This window comes from Actinomadura syzygii (genome assembly GCF_008085905.1).
Taxonomy (GTDB): domain Bacteria; phylum Actinomycetota; class Actinomycetes; order Streptosporangiales; family Streptosporangiaceae; genus Spirillospora; species Spirillospora syzygii.
This window is the reverse complement of sequence record NZ_VSFF01000002.1, coordinates 104,491-119,492: the sequence shown is the minus strand read 5'-3', so window position 1 is coordinate 119,492 and position 15,002 is coordinate 104,491. Positions and strand designations below refer to the sequence as shown.

Sequence of the window (15,002 nt, the reverse complement as noted above, 5' to 3'; positions counted from 1 at the left end):
GACCGTGGCCTAGCCGACCTTGGCGAGGGCCTGCTCGACGTCGGCCCACAGGTCGTCCGGGTGCTCCAACCCGACGGACAGCCGCACGGTTCCCTCGCCGATCCCGGCGGCGGTGAGGGACGCTGCGTCCATCCGCCGGTGGGACGTGCTCGCCGGGTGCATCACGAGCGACGCGACACTGCCGAGCGACGGGCCGAGCGAGATGAGCCGGACGGCGTCGGAGAACACCCGTCCGGCCTCCCGTCCGCCGGTCAGCTCGAAGGCGAGGACGCCGCCGGACCCGTCCGGCAGCAGCCGCCGCGCCGCCTCGTGCTGCGGGTGCTCGGCGAGCCCCGGATAGTGGACGCGCGCGACGGACGGATGCGCCGCGAGACGGCGCGCCAGGTCGAGCGCGGTTTCGCTCTGCCTCGCCACACGCAGCGGCAGCGTCGCGAGCCCCCGCACGGTCAGCCACGCGGCGAACGGGTCGGCGACGGACCCCAGTTCGACGGCGTGATGCCACACGCGATGGTGCACCTCCGAGTCGGCGAACACGGCGGCGCCGCCGATGACGTCACCGTGCCCGCTCAGGTACTTCGTCGTGGAGTGGATGACGATGTCGACGCCGTGCTCTATCGGCCTGCATAGGAGCGGCGCGAAGGTGTTGTCGACGACGGTCAGCACGTCCGTTCCCTGGAGGGCGGCGGTGATCGCGGGCAGGTCCGTGACGTGCGTGGTGGGGTTCGCGACCGTCTCCAGGTAGAGGAGGCGGGTCTCGGGTCGGAGAGCGTCCCGCACCTCGTCCGGATCGTCGCCCGATACATGGGTCACGTCGACGCCCCACCGCTCGGCGAGGTCCTGGAGCAGCGCGAACGTCCCGCCGTAGAGGGCGGTCTGCGCGATGACGTGGTCGCCGCCGCGCAGCAGCCCCATCAGCACGGCGTTGACGGCCCCCATGCCCGACCCGGTGGCGAGCGTGCCCCGCCCGCCCTCCAGTTCGGCGAGGGCCTGTTCGAGGGAGCGGACGGTCGGATTGCTCATCCGCGCGTACATGTACGCCTCGTCCGGACCGGTGAAGGCGGTGGCGAGGTCGTCGGCGGCGTCGAACGCGAAAAGGTGGCCCTGGTAGATCGGCACCCCGAGCGGACGGCTCCCCGCGGGCTGGAGCACCGGCGGGTGGACGGCTCGGGTCTGCGGATGATGTCCGGTCATGTCCCCAGCCTGCGTCCCGGCCCCGGCCACCGGAAACGGCCAATCGCGAGCAGTGGCCCGGACCGCGCCCCCGTCGTTCTCGCGGCGCCGGACCACCCGCTCGTCCCGCTGGGTCCCCCGACCCCATCGGAGCCCCCACCGGGGCCGAAGGCCCGGCCGGGGGCGCACCGGCGCCCCCGGCGCCCGGTACGGTTCCCGTCGCCGGCTCACCCACCCCGCGAGGGCGAGCCGGCGATCGGGTCGTTCCGGTCGGGAGACGGTCGATGTCCCTCGGCCGGTGAAAAGAGCATCTCGCTTCGGGACCCCCGCGCACCATCCGGGAGATCACCGCCATGTCGGGCGCGTACGTGCGGGTCGGGTACGTACGTGGTACGGGTTCGCTACGGGGTTGCGCGCGCGAACAGGCGTCGGTACCCGCGCCGCAGGCCGTGGAGATCACTTACCGGTTCGGCGAACGGCGCCCGCAGATCGAACGACGACGGGCCGCGCGGCGGCGGCGCGGAGCAGCGCAGCCACAGTCCGTACCGGTCGAGGCCGAGCGGCCGGACGGGTCCGGGCGGCACCGCGTCCGGCAGGATCCGCGTCAGGTCGTCGCGGTGGCACTTGTCGAGATGGGTGAGGATGCCCGCCTCGACGGCGACGAACGGGTCGGGCGCGGCGTCCGCGTACTCCTCCGGTTCGAGGGTGGCGCTGCCCCAGGCGTCCTCGATCTCGACCTGTTCGACGTCGAGGGCGAGGATCGTCCACTCCCGGTCGCCTTCGTGCGGGGCGGCGAGGTCGAGCAGTTCGGGACGCGGGTGCGCGTGCGCGAGGCGGAGCGCGGCGGCGCGCAGCTCGTCCGCCGGGACCTCGGTCAGGCGGCCGCGCAGCCGGGCCCGGCCGCGGACCCGGTCGGCGAGCGCGACCGGCGCGACGTCGAACACCCGCAGCGTGGCGGGCGGGCCCGGGGTGCCCGCGGGCGCGGCGGCGAGCGCGGCGCGGGCCGGCGACGTCGACCGGACCAGCAGCAGCGGCCGCCCGCCGCGGTCGGTGGTGTGCGCGGGGACGGGCTCGCGGGGGGCGCCGGGCGCGGTGAGGACGCCGTCCGCCATCCCGTAGGCGAGGGTGCGGGCGCGCTCCGCCGCCGTGGGCCCCTGCCCGGTCCGCGTGCTCCGCGTGGTCTCCGCTCCCGCCACCGTGCCTCCTCCGGTCATGAAGTTAGGGTTGCCTAACTTAGGCATACCTAACCACCAAGGAGGCAGGTCGAACAACCCCCGGACGGGGCGGGACGGGCCAGGACTTTCAGTGCAGCGCGCCGAGTTCCGCGCGGGCCGTCGCCCGGAGGGTGCGGAGGGCGTCCACCAGGACGCGGCGCTGCTCGTCCGGAAGCGGACCGGCGAAGTGCTCCCGCAGCGTCTCGGCGTGCACGCGCAGCGCCTCGTCCAGCTTCGCGCGCCCGGCGGCGGTCAGCTCCACGAGCTGGCGGCGGCGGTCGCCCGGCGCCTGCGTCCGGCGGACGAACCCGGCCTCCTCCATCCGGTCGACGATCCGGGTCATGCCGCCGCTGGTCAGGATCAGGTCGGCGGCGAGGTCGCCCATCGTCAGCGGCCCCTCGCCCGGCCGGGACAGCTTCAGCAGCACCTCGAACACGGCGTGCCGGATGCCGCAGCGGCGCTCCAGCTCGCGTCCCGCGATGCGCTCCAGCGCCGAGGCCACGCTGAGCAGCGCGCCGAACTCGTACACCAGCGCGTCGGGGACGACCGCGCCCCGCCCATCCTGCGGCTTCGTCACGGTCGACATGATGCCCTGCCTTCGTCGTGCGTTCCGGTCGTCCGCATAACGCGCGACCACCCCGTGCGGCTTCCGCCCGGGGTGGTCGCGTCCGGTTTCCGGTCAGTTCTTGGGCTTGTCGCTCTTCTCGGCCTTCGGCGTCGGCGACGTCGCGCCGCCGCCCGGGACCGCGGGCAGCCCGCCCTGCTGACGGTTCCTGTTCTGGTCGTTGATGCCGGACGGGTACTGCTGCGTGATCTTCCACGCGCCGTCGATCTTGCCCAGCGAGAGCCGCAGCAGCGTCGCGGGCTCGTCGACCGCGCCGCTCTTGGTCTTCAACGTGAGGTCCAGCATGAGCACCGCCGTGGCGAACCGGCCGTCGACGCTCCCCACGAACACCTGGTGGGTCTTCGAGGTCAGCACCATCTGCGGGTTGGCCTGGAGCGCACTGGCCACGCCCGGAAGCACGTTCTTCTTGTACTCCTCCAGCAGATCCCCGGCTATGAACTTCTGCACCTTCGCGGCCTGCGCCTGGTAGTTCCCGGCGTTGTAGTTGTAGGCGTTGTCCCCGTAGGCGAACGCGACCTTGCTCACCGCCTCGCGCTCGTCCTGCTTGGACGACTGCGAACTCGCGCTGCGCCACTGCCAGAGCGCGAGGCTCGCCAGCAGCGCGACAAGCACCACCACCACGACCGCCTGCGGCACGCCCAGCCCGAACACCGTCTGCCCCGCGGCGCGCGGCTCCTCGTCCGGCTCCTGCGCGTCCTCCACGGACGGGCGCGGTTTCGGCGGCGCCTTCACGGTCTTCGCGGTCGAGGCCGGCTTCGGCTTGGCGACCGGCTTCGGCTTCGCCTTGACGGGACGGGGCGCGGGCTCTTCCTCCGCCTCCTCGGCCGCGTCCTCGGCGTCGAGCGCCTCCAGGACGTCGTCCAGGTCCTCGTCGTCGATGACCTCGATGACCCGGACCCGGCGCTTCCGCCTGGCGGCCGGACGCGCCTTCCGCACGACGGCCGCCGCCTCCTCGGTCGACGCCTCCGCTTCCTCCGCCGACGCCTCGGCCGCCGCGTCCTCCTCGGCCGGGACCGCCTCGTCCTCGACGGCCTCGCCCTTGGTGGTCTTGGCTGTCACTTCGGGTACTCCTCGCGGTTGGGGTCAGTCCTTGCGCCGACGCAGCCGGGCAAGGCGGGACACCACGGGCACCGAGCCCATCATGACCCTGATCAGCACCAGCAGGGCGATGACCGGGGGCACGTACACTAGCCACGCCGGCGGCCCGCCGGAAGGCCCGTCGCCGTTGTTCGCGGCCTTCCTGGCCTGCAGGTTCTTCTGGTCGAGCGAAGGATTGTGGGTGGGGATCGTCTCGCCCGGATCCTTCGCCTTGTAGGGCTTCTGCCTGGTGTCGGCGGGCATCCGCCCGCCGGGGCAGGTCGGCACCTTGTTCACCCGCGGCTGCGCCAGCGGGTACTTGTACTCGACCGTCGCGAGCTTCTTCAACGTCACCTGGAAGACGACGTTCAGGACGGGCTTGCCCTGGTCGACCCCGATCACGTTGTCCAGCACGACCTTCAACTGCGGCGCGTACTTGAACGTGTTGCTGAGGTCGTTCAGGTAGTCGGGGTTGTAGCGGGACAGGCCCCACGTGCCGAGCGCGTCCACGGCGCAGCCGAAGTCGGGTTCGGTCTTGTCCAGCAGGTCGTTGACGGTGTCGAGCAGGCCGGGCCCCCGGTCGCGCAGCTCGGCGATCTGGCCGCGCACCTGGCTGAGCGCCTGGATCAGCGCGGCAAGATTGTCGACGCCCGCGCCGAGCGACCCGCGGTTCTGGTTGAGCACCCTCGTGACGCGGCCGAGGTCCTTGGTGAGGCCGTCAAGCAGTTCGGTGTTCTCCGCGAACGTCTTGGTGAGGTCGTCGCCGCCGTTGATGATCTGGCGGAGCGAGTCCTCGCGTCCGGACCAGCCCTCGGCCAGTTCGTGCGTGAGCACCTTCGCGTCGTCGGGGTCGATGGCCTTGAGCGTGTCGATGACCGCGCCGAACAGGTCGCCGTACTTGGGCGGGACCTTGGTCTGCGACACCGGGATCACCGTGCCCGGCCGCATCGGCGGCGCCCCGGCCCTGCCGGGCCCCGGGGTCAGCTCGACCACCGGCTCGCCGACCGCCGACTTGCGGGCCGCCGCCGCCCGCACGCCCTGCGGGATCTTGACGCCGCGGTCGATGTCCAGCCGGACGACGACCCGGTCCTTCGCCAGCTTCACCGAGTCGATCTTGCCGACCCGCAGGCCGAGGTAGTCGACCTCGAAGTTCGGGTGCAGGCCCGGCGACGACTCGAACTCCACCGTGATGTGGTACGGCCGGTCGATGAAGTCGAACCGGATGACGTTGCTGAACGCCCACACCGCCATCAGCACGGCGAGCCCGGCGAAGACCGCCAGGTTGATCGTCAGCCGCCGGCTCATCCCCGTCCTCCCAGGATCTCGTCGAGGTCGGGCAGGGCGCCTTCGAGCTCCTTCGGGAGTTTCGGCGTCCCGTCCTGCCGCGCGCCGGGCGCCTTCTTCGTCTTCGGCGGGGCGCTGAGGCCGGGGAAGATCGGCGTGCCGTCCGGCCAGACGATCCGGACGATCGGGTACAGCAGGAGCTGGCCGTCGTAGCTGGCCTTCGGCAGCTTGTCGCTGAACTCGACCAGGCCGTCCACCAGGGCGGTGAGCCGCTTGCGGTCGTTGCCGAGCTGCCGCAGGACGGGGTCGACGTCGTTCAGCAGGGCGCGGAACCGGCGGATGCGCCCCTCCAGCACCTTGTCGTTCAGCTCGCGCGCCATCTTCGTCAGCCGGTCGACCGTTTTAATGATCTTGTACTTGTCGTCGTCCAGCATCCGGGTCGTGCGCTCCAGGCGGCCGGGGGCCTCGTCGAGCGCGTCCGAGCCCTTGGCCAGCGACCGGCCGAGCCGGGCGAACCGGTCCACGGACTCGCCCAGCTCGCGGCGCTGCTCGGCGAACATCCGGAGCAGGTCGCTCGTCTGCGCGATCGTCTTGTTCAGCTTGTGGCCGTTGCCGTCCAGCGCGGTGGCCCCGGCGTTCACGACGGCGGCCACGTCGTTGCCCGCGAGCTTCTGGATCAGCGGCCCGGCCTGCCCGACGACCTGCTCGAACGCGGGCTGGACGCTGGTCTCGGTGATCCGGTCGCCGGAGGCGAGGAACGGGCCCCGGTCCATCCGCGCGCCGGGCGGCATCCGCAGGTCGACGTAGTTCTCGCCGAGCAGCGACGTCACCTTGATCTCGGCCCTGGTGCCCTTCGGGACCCGGACGTCGTCCTCGATCGACAGCGTCACCCGCGCCTTGTAGCCGGCCAGCTCGACCTTCGTGACGCTGCCGATCGTGATGTCGGACATCTTCACGCTGTGCCCGGCGACGAGCCCCTGCACGTCGTCGAACGTGGCGGTCAGCTTCAGGCCGCCGCCCGGCGAGCCCGCCGTCTTGTACGAGCAGCCCGCGACCGCGAGGACCATGACGAGGACGGCGACGATTCGGCGGCCCATCAGTTGGCTCCGTTCTGCCAGGGACAGTTGGAGTTGGGCTTGGGCAGCGGGCAGCCCACGTTGTCGCTGTTCATCAGGCCCTTGAGCCACGTCCGCAGGAAGGCGTCGGTGGCGAACCGGATCTGCAGCGACTTGTTCTTCGGGTTGTAGCCGCCGATCAGCGCCTCGCTGATGCCGGGGAGGACGTGCAGCAGCTGCGCTATCTCCTTCGAGTCGCCCTTCAGGACGAGCGCCGTCCGGGTCAGGACGGCCAGGTCGTACGGCAGGTTGCCCTTGTACCTCTTGAGCAGCTTGTCGCCGTTCTTCGCCAGTTCGAGGACGCCGTCGATGAGCTGCTGCAGGTCGCCGCGCTCGTCGGCGAGCACCCGGCTCGCCTCGCCGAAGTCGCGGATCACCGTGCCGAGGACCTGCTCGCGCCCGCGCACCACCCCGGCGAGGCGGCTGAGGTTGCGCGCGACCTCGATCAGCTCCTCGTCCTGCCCGGCGACGTTCTCGACCAGGCGGGCGCTCTGCTCGAGGGTCGCGTTGAACTCCCTGCCGTTGCCGTTCACCGTGTCGGCGGCGTTGCCGAGCGCGGTCCGCATCTTCGTCGGGTCGAGGGCGTTCGCCAGGTTCGTGAACGAGCTGAGCGCGTCGTCCACCTCGACGGGGACGTGGGTGCGCTCGATCGGGATGACGTTCGCGGTCTCCTTCGGCTCGCCCGGATGCCACGCCGGATGCAGGACGAGGTTCCGCTCCCCGATCAGGTTCAGCGGGACGATCGACGCCTGCACCCCGCGCGGCAGCGGGACGTCCCGCCGCAGGTGGAACGTCACCTTCACCTTGTAGCCCTGGTTCTCGACCTTGTCGACGAGGCCGACGTCCGCGCCCATCACCTTGACCTTCGACTCCGGGTAGAACGACCGGGCCTTCGGCACGTAGACGACCATCGTGCGCCCGTCCCCGCCGGACGGGACGGCCGAGCACCCACCGAGCGACGCCACCATGGCGAGCCCGAGCGCGGCGGCGGTCCTCCTCATCAGCCGCCTCCCTGCTGGCGTCGCGTCGAGATCGGCCCGGGCGGTTGCAGCGGGCCGAGCCCGGTGAGCACGCCCTCGATCCACTGGCCGTTGCCCTTGAGGTTGGCGACCTGCTGGAACGTCGGGCCGAGCAGCGAGAAGTCGGCGTTCAGCGCGTCCATGTTGGGCGCGAGGCGGGTGGTCAGCAGGTGCAGGTTGTCGAGCAGCGAGTCGATCTCCTTCTGGTTCCGGGAGATCACGTTCGACAGCGTCCGGACCGTGCGGTTGCCCTGCCCGATCGTCGCGGCCAGCTCGTTGCGCCGCTGGACGAGCGTCCGCAGCAATACCTGGCTGGCGTCGAGGATCTCGCGGAGCTTCGCGTCCTTCGCGGCGAGCGTGCCGGTGATCGTGTTGCTGTTCTCGATCAGCTTCTGGACCTCGGGGTAGGAGTCGTTCAGCATCCGCGACAGGTCCTGGACGTTGACGAGGACGCGGCGCAGCTTCACCGCGCCCGGCGACTTGATCTCGGTGACCTCGGTGAGCAGCTTGTCGATGCTGCGCTGGTCGAGCGTGCCGACGATGTTCTGCGCGCCTTCGAGCGCGTCCGGGACGGTGAACGGGACGCTCGTGCGCGTCAGCGGGATCCGCCGCCGCGACTCGGGGACGTCCGCCATGTACGGCTTCGCGACCGGTCCGGACAGCCGCAGGTACCGGCCGCCCATCAGCGTCGTCGTCTGGATCTCCGCCCGCGTCTTCGGCCCCAGGTCGATTCCCGAGTCGACGTGCCAGGTCACGATGATCTTGCCGCGCCGGAAGTCGGGCTCGACCGAGGTGACCCGTCCCGACTTCACGCCCGCGACGCGGACGTCCTGGCCCTTCTTCAACCCGGCGGCGTCGGTGAACTCGCCGCTCATCGTGTAGCCGCGCTCGAACAGGTGGAGTTGGCCGACCGCGAACGCGAACACGCAGCCCGCGGCGAGCGCGGCGAGGGTGACGATCGCGACGAGCTTCTGGTCGACGTCCCGCAGCGACTTGAGGGCCATCAGCCGCCCACCCCCAGCAGCATCTTCTTGAGCTTGGCGAGGTCGTCCGCGGACGGCGACCCGGCGCCGGGCGACTTCGGCAGCTGCATCGGGAACGGGCACGGGCCCTGCATGATGTTCAGGCAGAGCGCGTTGGTGCGCAGGTAGTGGCCGCCGTTCGCGGACGCGAAGAGCTGCCGCAGCGTCAGCGGCAACTGCCGCACCATCGTCTCCAGATTGTCGACGTTCAGGCGGAACGTCTCGGCGAACTTTCCGAGGTTGCCGATGATGCGGGCGAGTTGCGCGTCGTTGCCGCCGAGCACCTGGTTGAGGTTGGTGGTCACGCCGGAGATCTCCACGACCGCGCTCTCCAGCAGCCGCCGGTTGTTCGCGAAGACCTTCGTCAGCGACGCGAGGTTGTCGATGCTCGCGGCGATCTGCCGGTCGCGGGTGGCGACCGCCGCGCTGACCGTCTCGTAGTCCCCGATCATTCCCTTGATCGTGTTCTTGCGGGCGGCGAAGGTCTGGAGCAGCGCGTCCAGGTTGTCGGTCAGCAGCGAGATGTTCTGCTCGTTGCCGTCCAGGGCCTGGGAGAACGAGAACAGGATCTTGTTGAGCTGGTTCGGGTCGAGGTTGCGGGTCAGCGGCCCGAGGCTGTTCACGATGTCGCCGAGGTCGACGACCGAGCGGGTGCGCGGGACCCGGTCGCCGTCGCCCAGCTTGGACCGGCTCGTCCCCGGCTCCAGGTAGACGACCCGCTGCCCCATCACGTTGCGCCACCGGATCGCGGCCGTCGAGTCGGACGGGACGCGCACGTCCTTGTCGACCGCCAGCTCGACCACGGCCTTGCCGCGCACCACCTTGATGCCCTTGACCTGGCCGACGGGCGTCCCGGCGACCTTCACCGCGTCGCCCTCCAGCAGGCCGGTGACGTCGTCGAACGTCGCCGTCAGCCGGTAGCGGGGGGTGAAGCTCGTGCCGAGGATCTGCTGGCCGATGTAGAAGGTGAGCAGCCCGGTCACCGCCACGAACGCGAGGAACTTCACGATCGTGGCGTACTCGGGGCCGCGCGCGGCCTTGCCGCGCAGGCGCGGGCTCACGGCCGCCCGCCCGCGCCCGCGCCGGGGAGCGGCGTGTCGAAGGCCGTCCGCGCGGGTTTGACGGGGCAGATGTCGATGAGGATCTGGCAGATGTCGAGCGGGAGGTCGTCGCGGGCCTGCGCGATCAGCGTGCCCTCCGGCCCGGGGACGCGGATGATCTGCGACAGCAGGCCGAAGAACCCGGTGAGGCTGTCCTCCAGGACGGGGAGGTCGCGGCGGCGTCCGTTCACCACGGCGGCGACCTGCCCGCCCGTGTCGATGATCGAGCCGAGGTTGCGGCCGTGCTGCTGCAGGCTCGTGCCGAGGGTGTCGCCGAGGCGGCTCGACTGGTCGAGGAGCTGCGACACCTTGTCCGGACGGTCGCTGACCACCTTCGACAGCCGGTTGAAGTCGCCCGCGAGCCCGGTGATCGTGTCGCCGCGGGACGCGAACGTGCCCGACAGGCCGTTGATGTCGTTCAGCAGCGCCTGGATCGCGGCCCTGTCCTTGTGGGTGGCGTCGATGACGGTGGCGCCGTTGCCGATCGTCCGGCGCAGCGCGGGGCCCTGGCCGGACAGTCCGGAGCCGAACACGTGCAGGATCGTGCCGACCTCGTCCGGGTCGATGGCCTTGGTCAGTTGATAGGTCGGCCAGGCCGTGTCGGACAGTTCCTCCGGGTCGTGCGTCTTCACGACCCGTCCGCCGTCCTTCAGGTAGGGGCCGGTCAGCTCGTGCGCGCCGAGTTCGAGCGTCAGGTCCTTGGGGCCGAACACCGAGATCGGCTCGACGGACGCGACCGCCGTGTCGGCGACCTTGACCCCCTTGTCGACCCGGAACCGGACGTTGACGCGCCCGTCGCCGGACAGCGTGATCCTGTCGACGGCGCCGACCGCGATACCGCGGACCTTGACGTCCGACTTGCCGGGGTCGAGGCCCTGCCCGGCGCGTCCGAAGCTCGCGTCGTAGTAGGTGGAGCCCTCGTGCGACTGCGTCGACCCGAGCGCGACGAACGCCGCGGCCGCCGCGATGACCCCGGCGCCGACCAGGCCGAAGATCGTCCGGGAGCGGGCGGACAGTGTCTCGTCGCTCATCCGGTCAACCTCACCGTGCTGCCGTGGCCCCAGAAGATGTACGACAGGACCAGGTTCATCAGGATCATCAGGATGGTGGACTCCCGGATGGCGCGCCCGGCGGCGACGCCGACGCCCACCGGGCCGCCCGCCGCGTAGTAGCCGCGGTAGCAGTGGATGAACATGATGATGAACGCGAACACCGCCACCTTGATGACGCTGTAGAAGACGCCGATCGGCGGGAGGTAGAGGTGGAAGTAGTAGTCGTAGATGCCGGGCGACAGACCGAAGTACTGGATCGTGATGAACCGGGTGGCCCAGAACGCCATGAACAGCGAGACGAGGTAGAGCGGCACGAGCGCGATGACCCCGGCGGCCACCCGCGTGCACACGAGGTAGGCCAGCGAGTTGATGCCCATGACCTCCAGCGCGTCGATCTCCTCGGAGATCCGCATCGCGCCGATCTCGGCGGTGAACCCGGTGCCGACCTGCGCGACCAGCGCGACGCCCGCGATGATCGGGGTGACCTCGCGGACGTTGGAGTAGGACGACACGAGCCCGGTGAACGCCTCCGCGCCGATGCGCTCCAGCCCGGGGTAGCCCTGGAGGCCGACCATCGCGCCGGTGGCGAGCGACATCGTCGCGATCACGAAGATCATGCCGCCGCCGATGACGAGCGCGCCGACGCCGACCGTGATGTCGCTGACCTGCTTCGCGAGCGTCTTGCCGTACTTGCGGCGCAGGATGATGTCGACGAACAGGTGGTACAGGACGCGGCCGAGGAAGACCGGCAGGTCGGCCGAGGGCATGAGCCCGGCGGTCCGGCCCCGCACGGCCCGCCCGAACCTGCGGACGGGGGAGATGGCGACCATCAGAACCTCGGTGGGAAGAGGACCTGGTAGAGCATGGTGAGGATGTAGTTCGTCGCGAACACCACGATCGAGGTGACCACCACCGCGCGGTTCACCGCGCGGCCCACCCCCACCGGGCCGTAGTCGCAGTTCATGCCCATGTAGCAGGCGACCGCGGCGGCGATGAACCCGAACACCCACGCCTTGAACAGCGTGATCACCAGGTCGGAGAACTGGAGCAGCGTCGTCGCGCCGTCGAAGAACGCGCCGGGGCTGACGCCCTGCTGGATGACGTTGAAGTAGTAGCCGCCGACGACGCCCGCCAGGATCACCACCGAGCAGAGCAGGCCGGACACCGTGCTCGCCGCCCACAGCCTGGGGGTGACCAGGCGGTGGACGGGGTTGATGCCCATGACCTCCATCGCGGCGAGCTCGTCGCGGATGTTGCGCGCGCCCATGTCGGACGTGATCGCCGACCCGCCGACGCCGGACACGAGCAGCGCGGCGGCGAGCGGCGCCACCTGCTGGATCATCGCGGCGGTCAGCAGCGCGCCGGTGCCGGACTGCGCGCCGAGCTGCCGCGCGATGTCGCCGACCTGCAGCGAGATGGTCGCGCCGAGCGGCACCGCGATGAGCATCACCGGGACGCTCGTCACGCGCGCGAGGAACCAGCACTGCTCGACGAACTCGCCCCACCACTGGCGGAGGTCCCAGGTGCGGCGCAGTCCTTCGAGGAGGGTCACGCACAGCAGGCCGGTCTCGTCGAGCGCGCGTCCGAACCGCCTGCGCGCGAGGTCGGGGGCCTTGGCCAGGCTCGCGACCATCAGCCGCCGTCCTCCGCCGGACGGGGCGGGCCGCTCCGGGGGGACCCGGTTCCCTCCGCGGGAGGGTCGTGAAGGGACATACCAGCCTCCTTCGTTCTCGGACGTCGGCGCTCATCCGATGCTCCGGTCGTCGCCGGGCACGGCGGCGCCGCGTACTGCTCGTTCGCGCGCCACCGTGGTCTCGGCCGAGACCGGGATCACACGCGGCACCCGCGCCCTGGCAAGCACTCGGGCACCGCCTGTGATCTGAGGCACTCTATTGGAAGAAGGTCTAAGAAGCGAGTACTTACATAAGGGATTTGTCCGAAGCTACGATCGGCCGGTGCAACAGAGGCGCGACAGGACGACGACGACATGACCGCTGACGTGACCGCCGACGCGACCGCTGACGTCGCGGAGGATCTCGCGGGCGATCCGGAGGACTTCGCGGGCGATCCGGCGGACGGCGTGGACCCGCTGGTCATGGGCGTCCGGGACCGCTGGGAGGCCCAGGGCCTCAGCGGCGGCCCCTGGCCGTTCATGGCGATCTGCGCGGTGGGACGGCTCAACCAGCTTCTCAAGAAGGCCCTGGACGCCGAGCTCAAGGAGCTCGACCTCTCCCGGACCGGCTACTTCCTGCTGACCACGCTCGCCCTGACCACCCGCGGGCAGGCGAGGCTCAGCACGCTCGGCCGGATCCTGATGGTGCACCCGACGACGGTGAAGCTGACGGTCGACCAGTTGGAGGCGGCCGGGTTCGTCGCCAGGACGCCGCATCCGCGCGACCGGCGGGCGACGCTCGTCCGGATCACCCCCGCCGGACGCGACCGGGCCAACGAGGTCGCCCTCGCGCTCGAGGCGCCGGACGGCGCGCTCGCCGTCTTCGACGACATGCACCGCGACCTGTTCGAGGCGCTGCAGCCGGCGCGGCTCGCGGCGGGCGACGTCGAACTGCTGAATCCGGACGAACAACGCGGATAAGGGACGGAACGAAAGGCGCGGCGGGTGAACCTTGTGCCACTCTGTCCCCGTACTTGCTCAGCAGACGGTACTCGCCGTGCGGACGGCGGCCGGTCGTCGACGGCCGCCGTCCTCTGACGACAGGACCCCGGGCGATAAGGCAGTCTTCTCCTATGCCACAGAGTCACGGCACGCGCAGACGTCCCTCCGCCCCCGCCGGCCGCGCCCGTTCCGGCGCGCGGCGCGCGACACGGGGACCGGGGTCCGACCAGGCACGCGGCGGCGTCCGGGACGACCGCGAACCGCGGGTGCCCGCTCCGCGCGAGCCGTCCGACCCGCTGGACGACCGTCCGTCCGGGGGACGGCGGCTGCGGCGGATGCTCACGAGCAACGTCACGATCATGATCGTGGCGATCGGCGCGCTGGCGGCCGCGGTCGTGCTCGTCGACATCGGGCGCTTCGTCGACGGCGGCACGAAGCCGCCGAAGGCCGCGGCCCCCGACCTGTCGACCAACGACATGCTCGCCAAGCTGACGTCGGCGTCCGACATGGACGCGGTCACCGCCGACGCGATCGCCGCCGCGAAGAAGCGCGCGTACGAACTGCACCAGCGCGAGCTGAAGCGGCTCAAGGAGCAGGCGAAGCGCGACGCGGCGGCCCGCGCGAAGCTCAAGGAGCAGCAGGAGCGCGAGCGGCTCGCCAAGATGAACCCGAGCGCCGGGCAGAACAAGGACTACGGCAAGAAGATGAACGCCCTCAAGGGATGGGGGCGTTGCTGGTCGTCGCTACTGACGCTGTGGAACCACGAGAGCGGCTGGAACGAGCGCGCGGAGAACCCCGGCAGCGGGGCGTACGGCATCCCGCAGGCGCTGCCCGGCTCCAAGATGATGAGCGCGGGACCCGACTGGCGTACGAGCACCCCGACGCAGATCGCCTGGGGGCTCGGTTACATCAAGGCCCGCTACACCGACCCGTGCGGCGCATGGGCGTGGTGGTCGTCCCACCACTGGTACTGACCCTCCCGTTTTCGACCCGCCTGTTCTGAGCCGCGCGACGCGGGTGCGGGCGGACGCGGCCTGGCACCATGGTGGGATGCGGACGGGCAGGGCGCGGCAGGCGAACGGGGCGCACGACGGCTCGGGCGGCGGCGACTCCGGCGGCGGACGCCAGTGGGCGCGGGCCGACGCGACCCGGCAGGCGCTGCTGTCCGCGGCGCTCGAGGTGTTCGCCGACCGCGGTTACGCGGACGCGGGCATCGCCGAGATCGTCGAGCGGTCCGGGATCAGCGTCGGCAGCCTCTACCACCACTACGGCGGCAAGGCCGGGCTGTACGTCGCGCTGTGGGAGGAGCTGTCCGCCGAGCAGGAGGCGAGCGCGGCGCAGGCGGTGTCGGCGGCGCGCAAGGGCGGCGAGGCCGACCCGATCGCGCTGTTCATCGCGGGCGCCCGCGCCTACCTGCGGGTGTGCTGGGAGCGGCGGGACGCGGCGCGGCTGTTCCTCGCCGGGGAGGGGCCGTCCGGGTCGTCGCTGATGCGGCGCAGCCGGGCGCAGAAGTGGATCGCGCAGAACACGAAGCTGCTCGGCGGCCCGTCCGGCGGGGCGCCCGCGGGACGTCCCGAGCAGGTGCTGAGCCTCGTCCTCACGACGGTGATCGGCGAGGCCGGGCGGGAGATCGCGACGGCCGAGAGCGAGGCCGACGCGACGGAGATCATCGAAGAGGTGTGCCGCATCCTGATCCGGCTCGCCCGCTGA

Annotated in this window: 15 protein-coding genes; 3 read left to right on the top strand and 12 right to left on the bottom strand. The window is 71.1% G+C overall.

Annotation, left to right across the window (positions count from 1 at the left end; all coding sequences use genetic code 11):
* Positions 1 to 9 precede the first annotated feature (9 nt).
* The 12 genes from FXF65_RS04780 to FXF65_RS04725 form a co-directional block, all read right to left on the bottom strand.
* Entirely contained in the window at positions 10 to 1,191 is a 1,182-nt protein-coding gene (locus tag FXF65_RS04780; protein WP_148348477.1) for a trans-sulfuration enzyme family protein, read from the bottom strand.
* A 380-nt stretch (positions 1,192 to 1,571) separates the two neighbouring features.
* Positions 1,572 to 2,366, bottom strand: coding sequence for a DUF2470 domain-containing protein (locus tag FXF65_RS04775; protein ID WP_246198359.1), 795 nt, complete (start codon positions 2,364 to 2,366; stop codon positions 1,572 to 1,574).
* Between the two features lie 106 nt (positions 2,367 to 2,472).
* A complete protein-coding gene (locus FXF65_RS04770; RefSeq protein WP_148348475.1) occupies positions 2,473 to 2,970 on the bottom strand; it encodes a MarR family winged helix-turn-helix transcriptional regulator in 498 nt (165 codons plus the stop codon).
* A 93-nt stretch (positions 2,971 to 3,063) separates the two neighbouring features.
* On the bottom strand, positions 3,064 to 4,068 hold the full coding sequence (locus FXF65_RS43500) for a hypothetical protein (protein WP_187412096.1): 1,005 nt from the start codon (positions 4,066 to 4,068) through the stop codon (positions 3,064 to 3,066).
* A 24-nt stretch (positions 4,069 to 4,092) separates the two neighbouring features.
* Positions 4,093 to 5,391 carry an MCE family protein gene (locus FXF65_RS04760; protein ID WP_148348474.1) on the bottom strand — a complete coding sequence of 433 codons (1,299 nt, stop codon included), beginning with the start codon at positions 5,389 to 5,391 and terminating at the stop codon, positions 4,093 to 4,095.
* A complete protein-coding gene (locus FXF65_RS04755) occupies positions 5,388 to 6,467 on the bottom strand; it encodes an MCE family protein (protein ID WP_148348473.1) in 1,080 nt (359 codons plus the stop codon). The genes FXF65_RS04760 and FXF65_RS04755 overlap by 4 nt, the downstream gene beginning before the upstream one ends.
* Positions 6,467 to 7,486: an MCE family protein gene (locus FXF65_RS04750; protein WP_148348472.1), complete on the bottom strand. Its 1,020-nt coding sequence runs from the start codon at positions 7,484 to 7,486 to the stop codon at positions 6,467 to 6,469. Before FXF65_RS04750 ends, FXF65_RS04755 begins: the two co-directional genes overlap by 1 nt.
* A complete protein-coding gene (locus FXF65_RS04745) occupies positions 7,486 to 8,508 on the bottom strand; it encodes an MlaD family protein (RefSeq protein ID WP_148348471.1) in 1,023 nt (340 codons plus the stop codon). The genes FXF65_RS04750 and FXF65_RS04745 overlap by 1 nt, the downstream gene beginning before the upstream one ends.
* The gene (locus FXF65_RS04740; protein WP_246198357.1) at positions 8,508 to 9,587 is read right to left on the bottom strand and encodes an MCE family protein; all 1,080 of its coding nucleotides are present in this window, start codon (positions 9,585 to 9,587) and stop codon (positions 8,508 to 8,510) included. The genes FXF65_RS04745 and FXF65_RS04740 overlap by 1 nt, the downstream gene beginning before the upstream one ends.
* Positions 9,584 to 10,657, bottom strand: a complete 1,074-nt coding sequence (locus FXF65_RS04735) for an MCE family protein (protein ID WP_148348470.1) — start codon at positions 10,655 to 10,657, stop codon at positions 9,584 to 9,586. The genes FXF65_RS04740 and FXF65_RS04735 overlap by 4 nt, the downstream gene beginning before the upstream one ends.
* A complete protein-coding gene (locus FXF65_RS04730) occupies positions 10,654 to 11,508 on the bottom strand; it encodes an ABC transporter permease (protein WP_148348469.1) in 855 nt (284 codons plus the stop codon). Before FXF65_RS04730 ends, FXF65_RS04735 begins: the two co-directional genes overlap by 4 nt.
* Positions 11,508 to 12,311, bottom strand: coding sequence for an MlaE family ABC transporter permease (locus FXF65_RS04725; RefSeq protein ID WP_148348468.1), 804 nt, complete (start codon positions 12,309 to 12,311; stop codon positions 11,508 to 11,510). The genes FXF65_RS04730 and FXF65_RS04725 overlap by 1 nt, the downstream gene beginning before the upstream one ends.
* Before the next feature lie 354 nt (positions 12,312 to 12,665).
* Between FXF65_RS04725 and FXF65_RS04720 the strand changes: the two genes are divergently transcribed.
* From FXF65_RS04720 to FXF65_RS04710, 3 genes are all read left to right on the top strand, one after another.
* Positions 12,666 to 13,271, top strand: a complete 606-nt coding sequence (locus FXF65_RS04720; protein WP_148348467.1) for a MarR family winged helix-turn-helix transcriptional regulator — start codon at positions 12,666 to 12,668, stop codon at positions 13,269 to 13,271.
* Between the two features lie 152 nt (positions 13,272 to 13,423).
* The gene (locus FXF65_RS04715; protein ID WP_148348466.1) at positions 13,424 to 14,266 is read left to right on the top strand and encodes an aggregation-promoting factor C-terminal-like domain-containing protein; all 843 of its coding nucleotides are present in this window, start codon (positions 13,424 to 13,426) and stop codon (positions 14,264 to 14,266) included.
* A 76-nt stretch (positions 14,267 to 14,342) separates the two neighbouring features.
* The gene (locus FXF65_RS04710) at positions 14,343 to 15,002 is read left to right on the top strand and encodes a TetR/AcrR family transcriptional regulator (RefSeq protein ID WP_148348465.1); all 660 of its coding nucleotides are present in this window, start codon (positions 14,343 to 14,345) and stop codon (positions 15,000 to 15,002) included.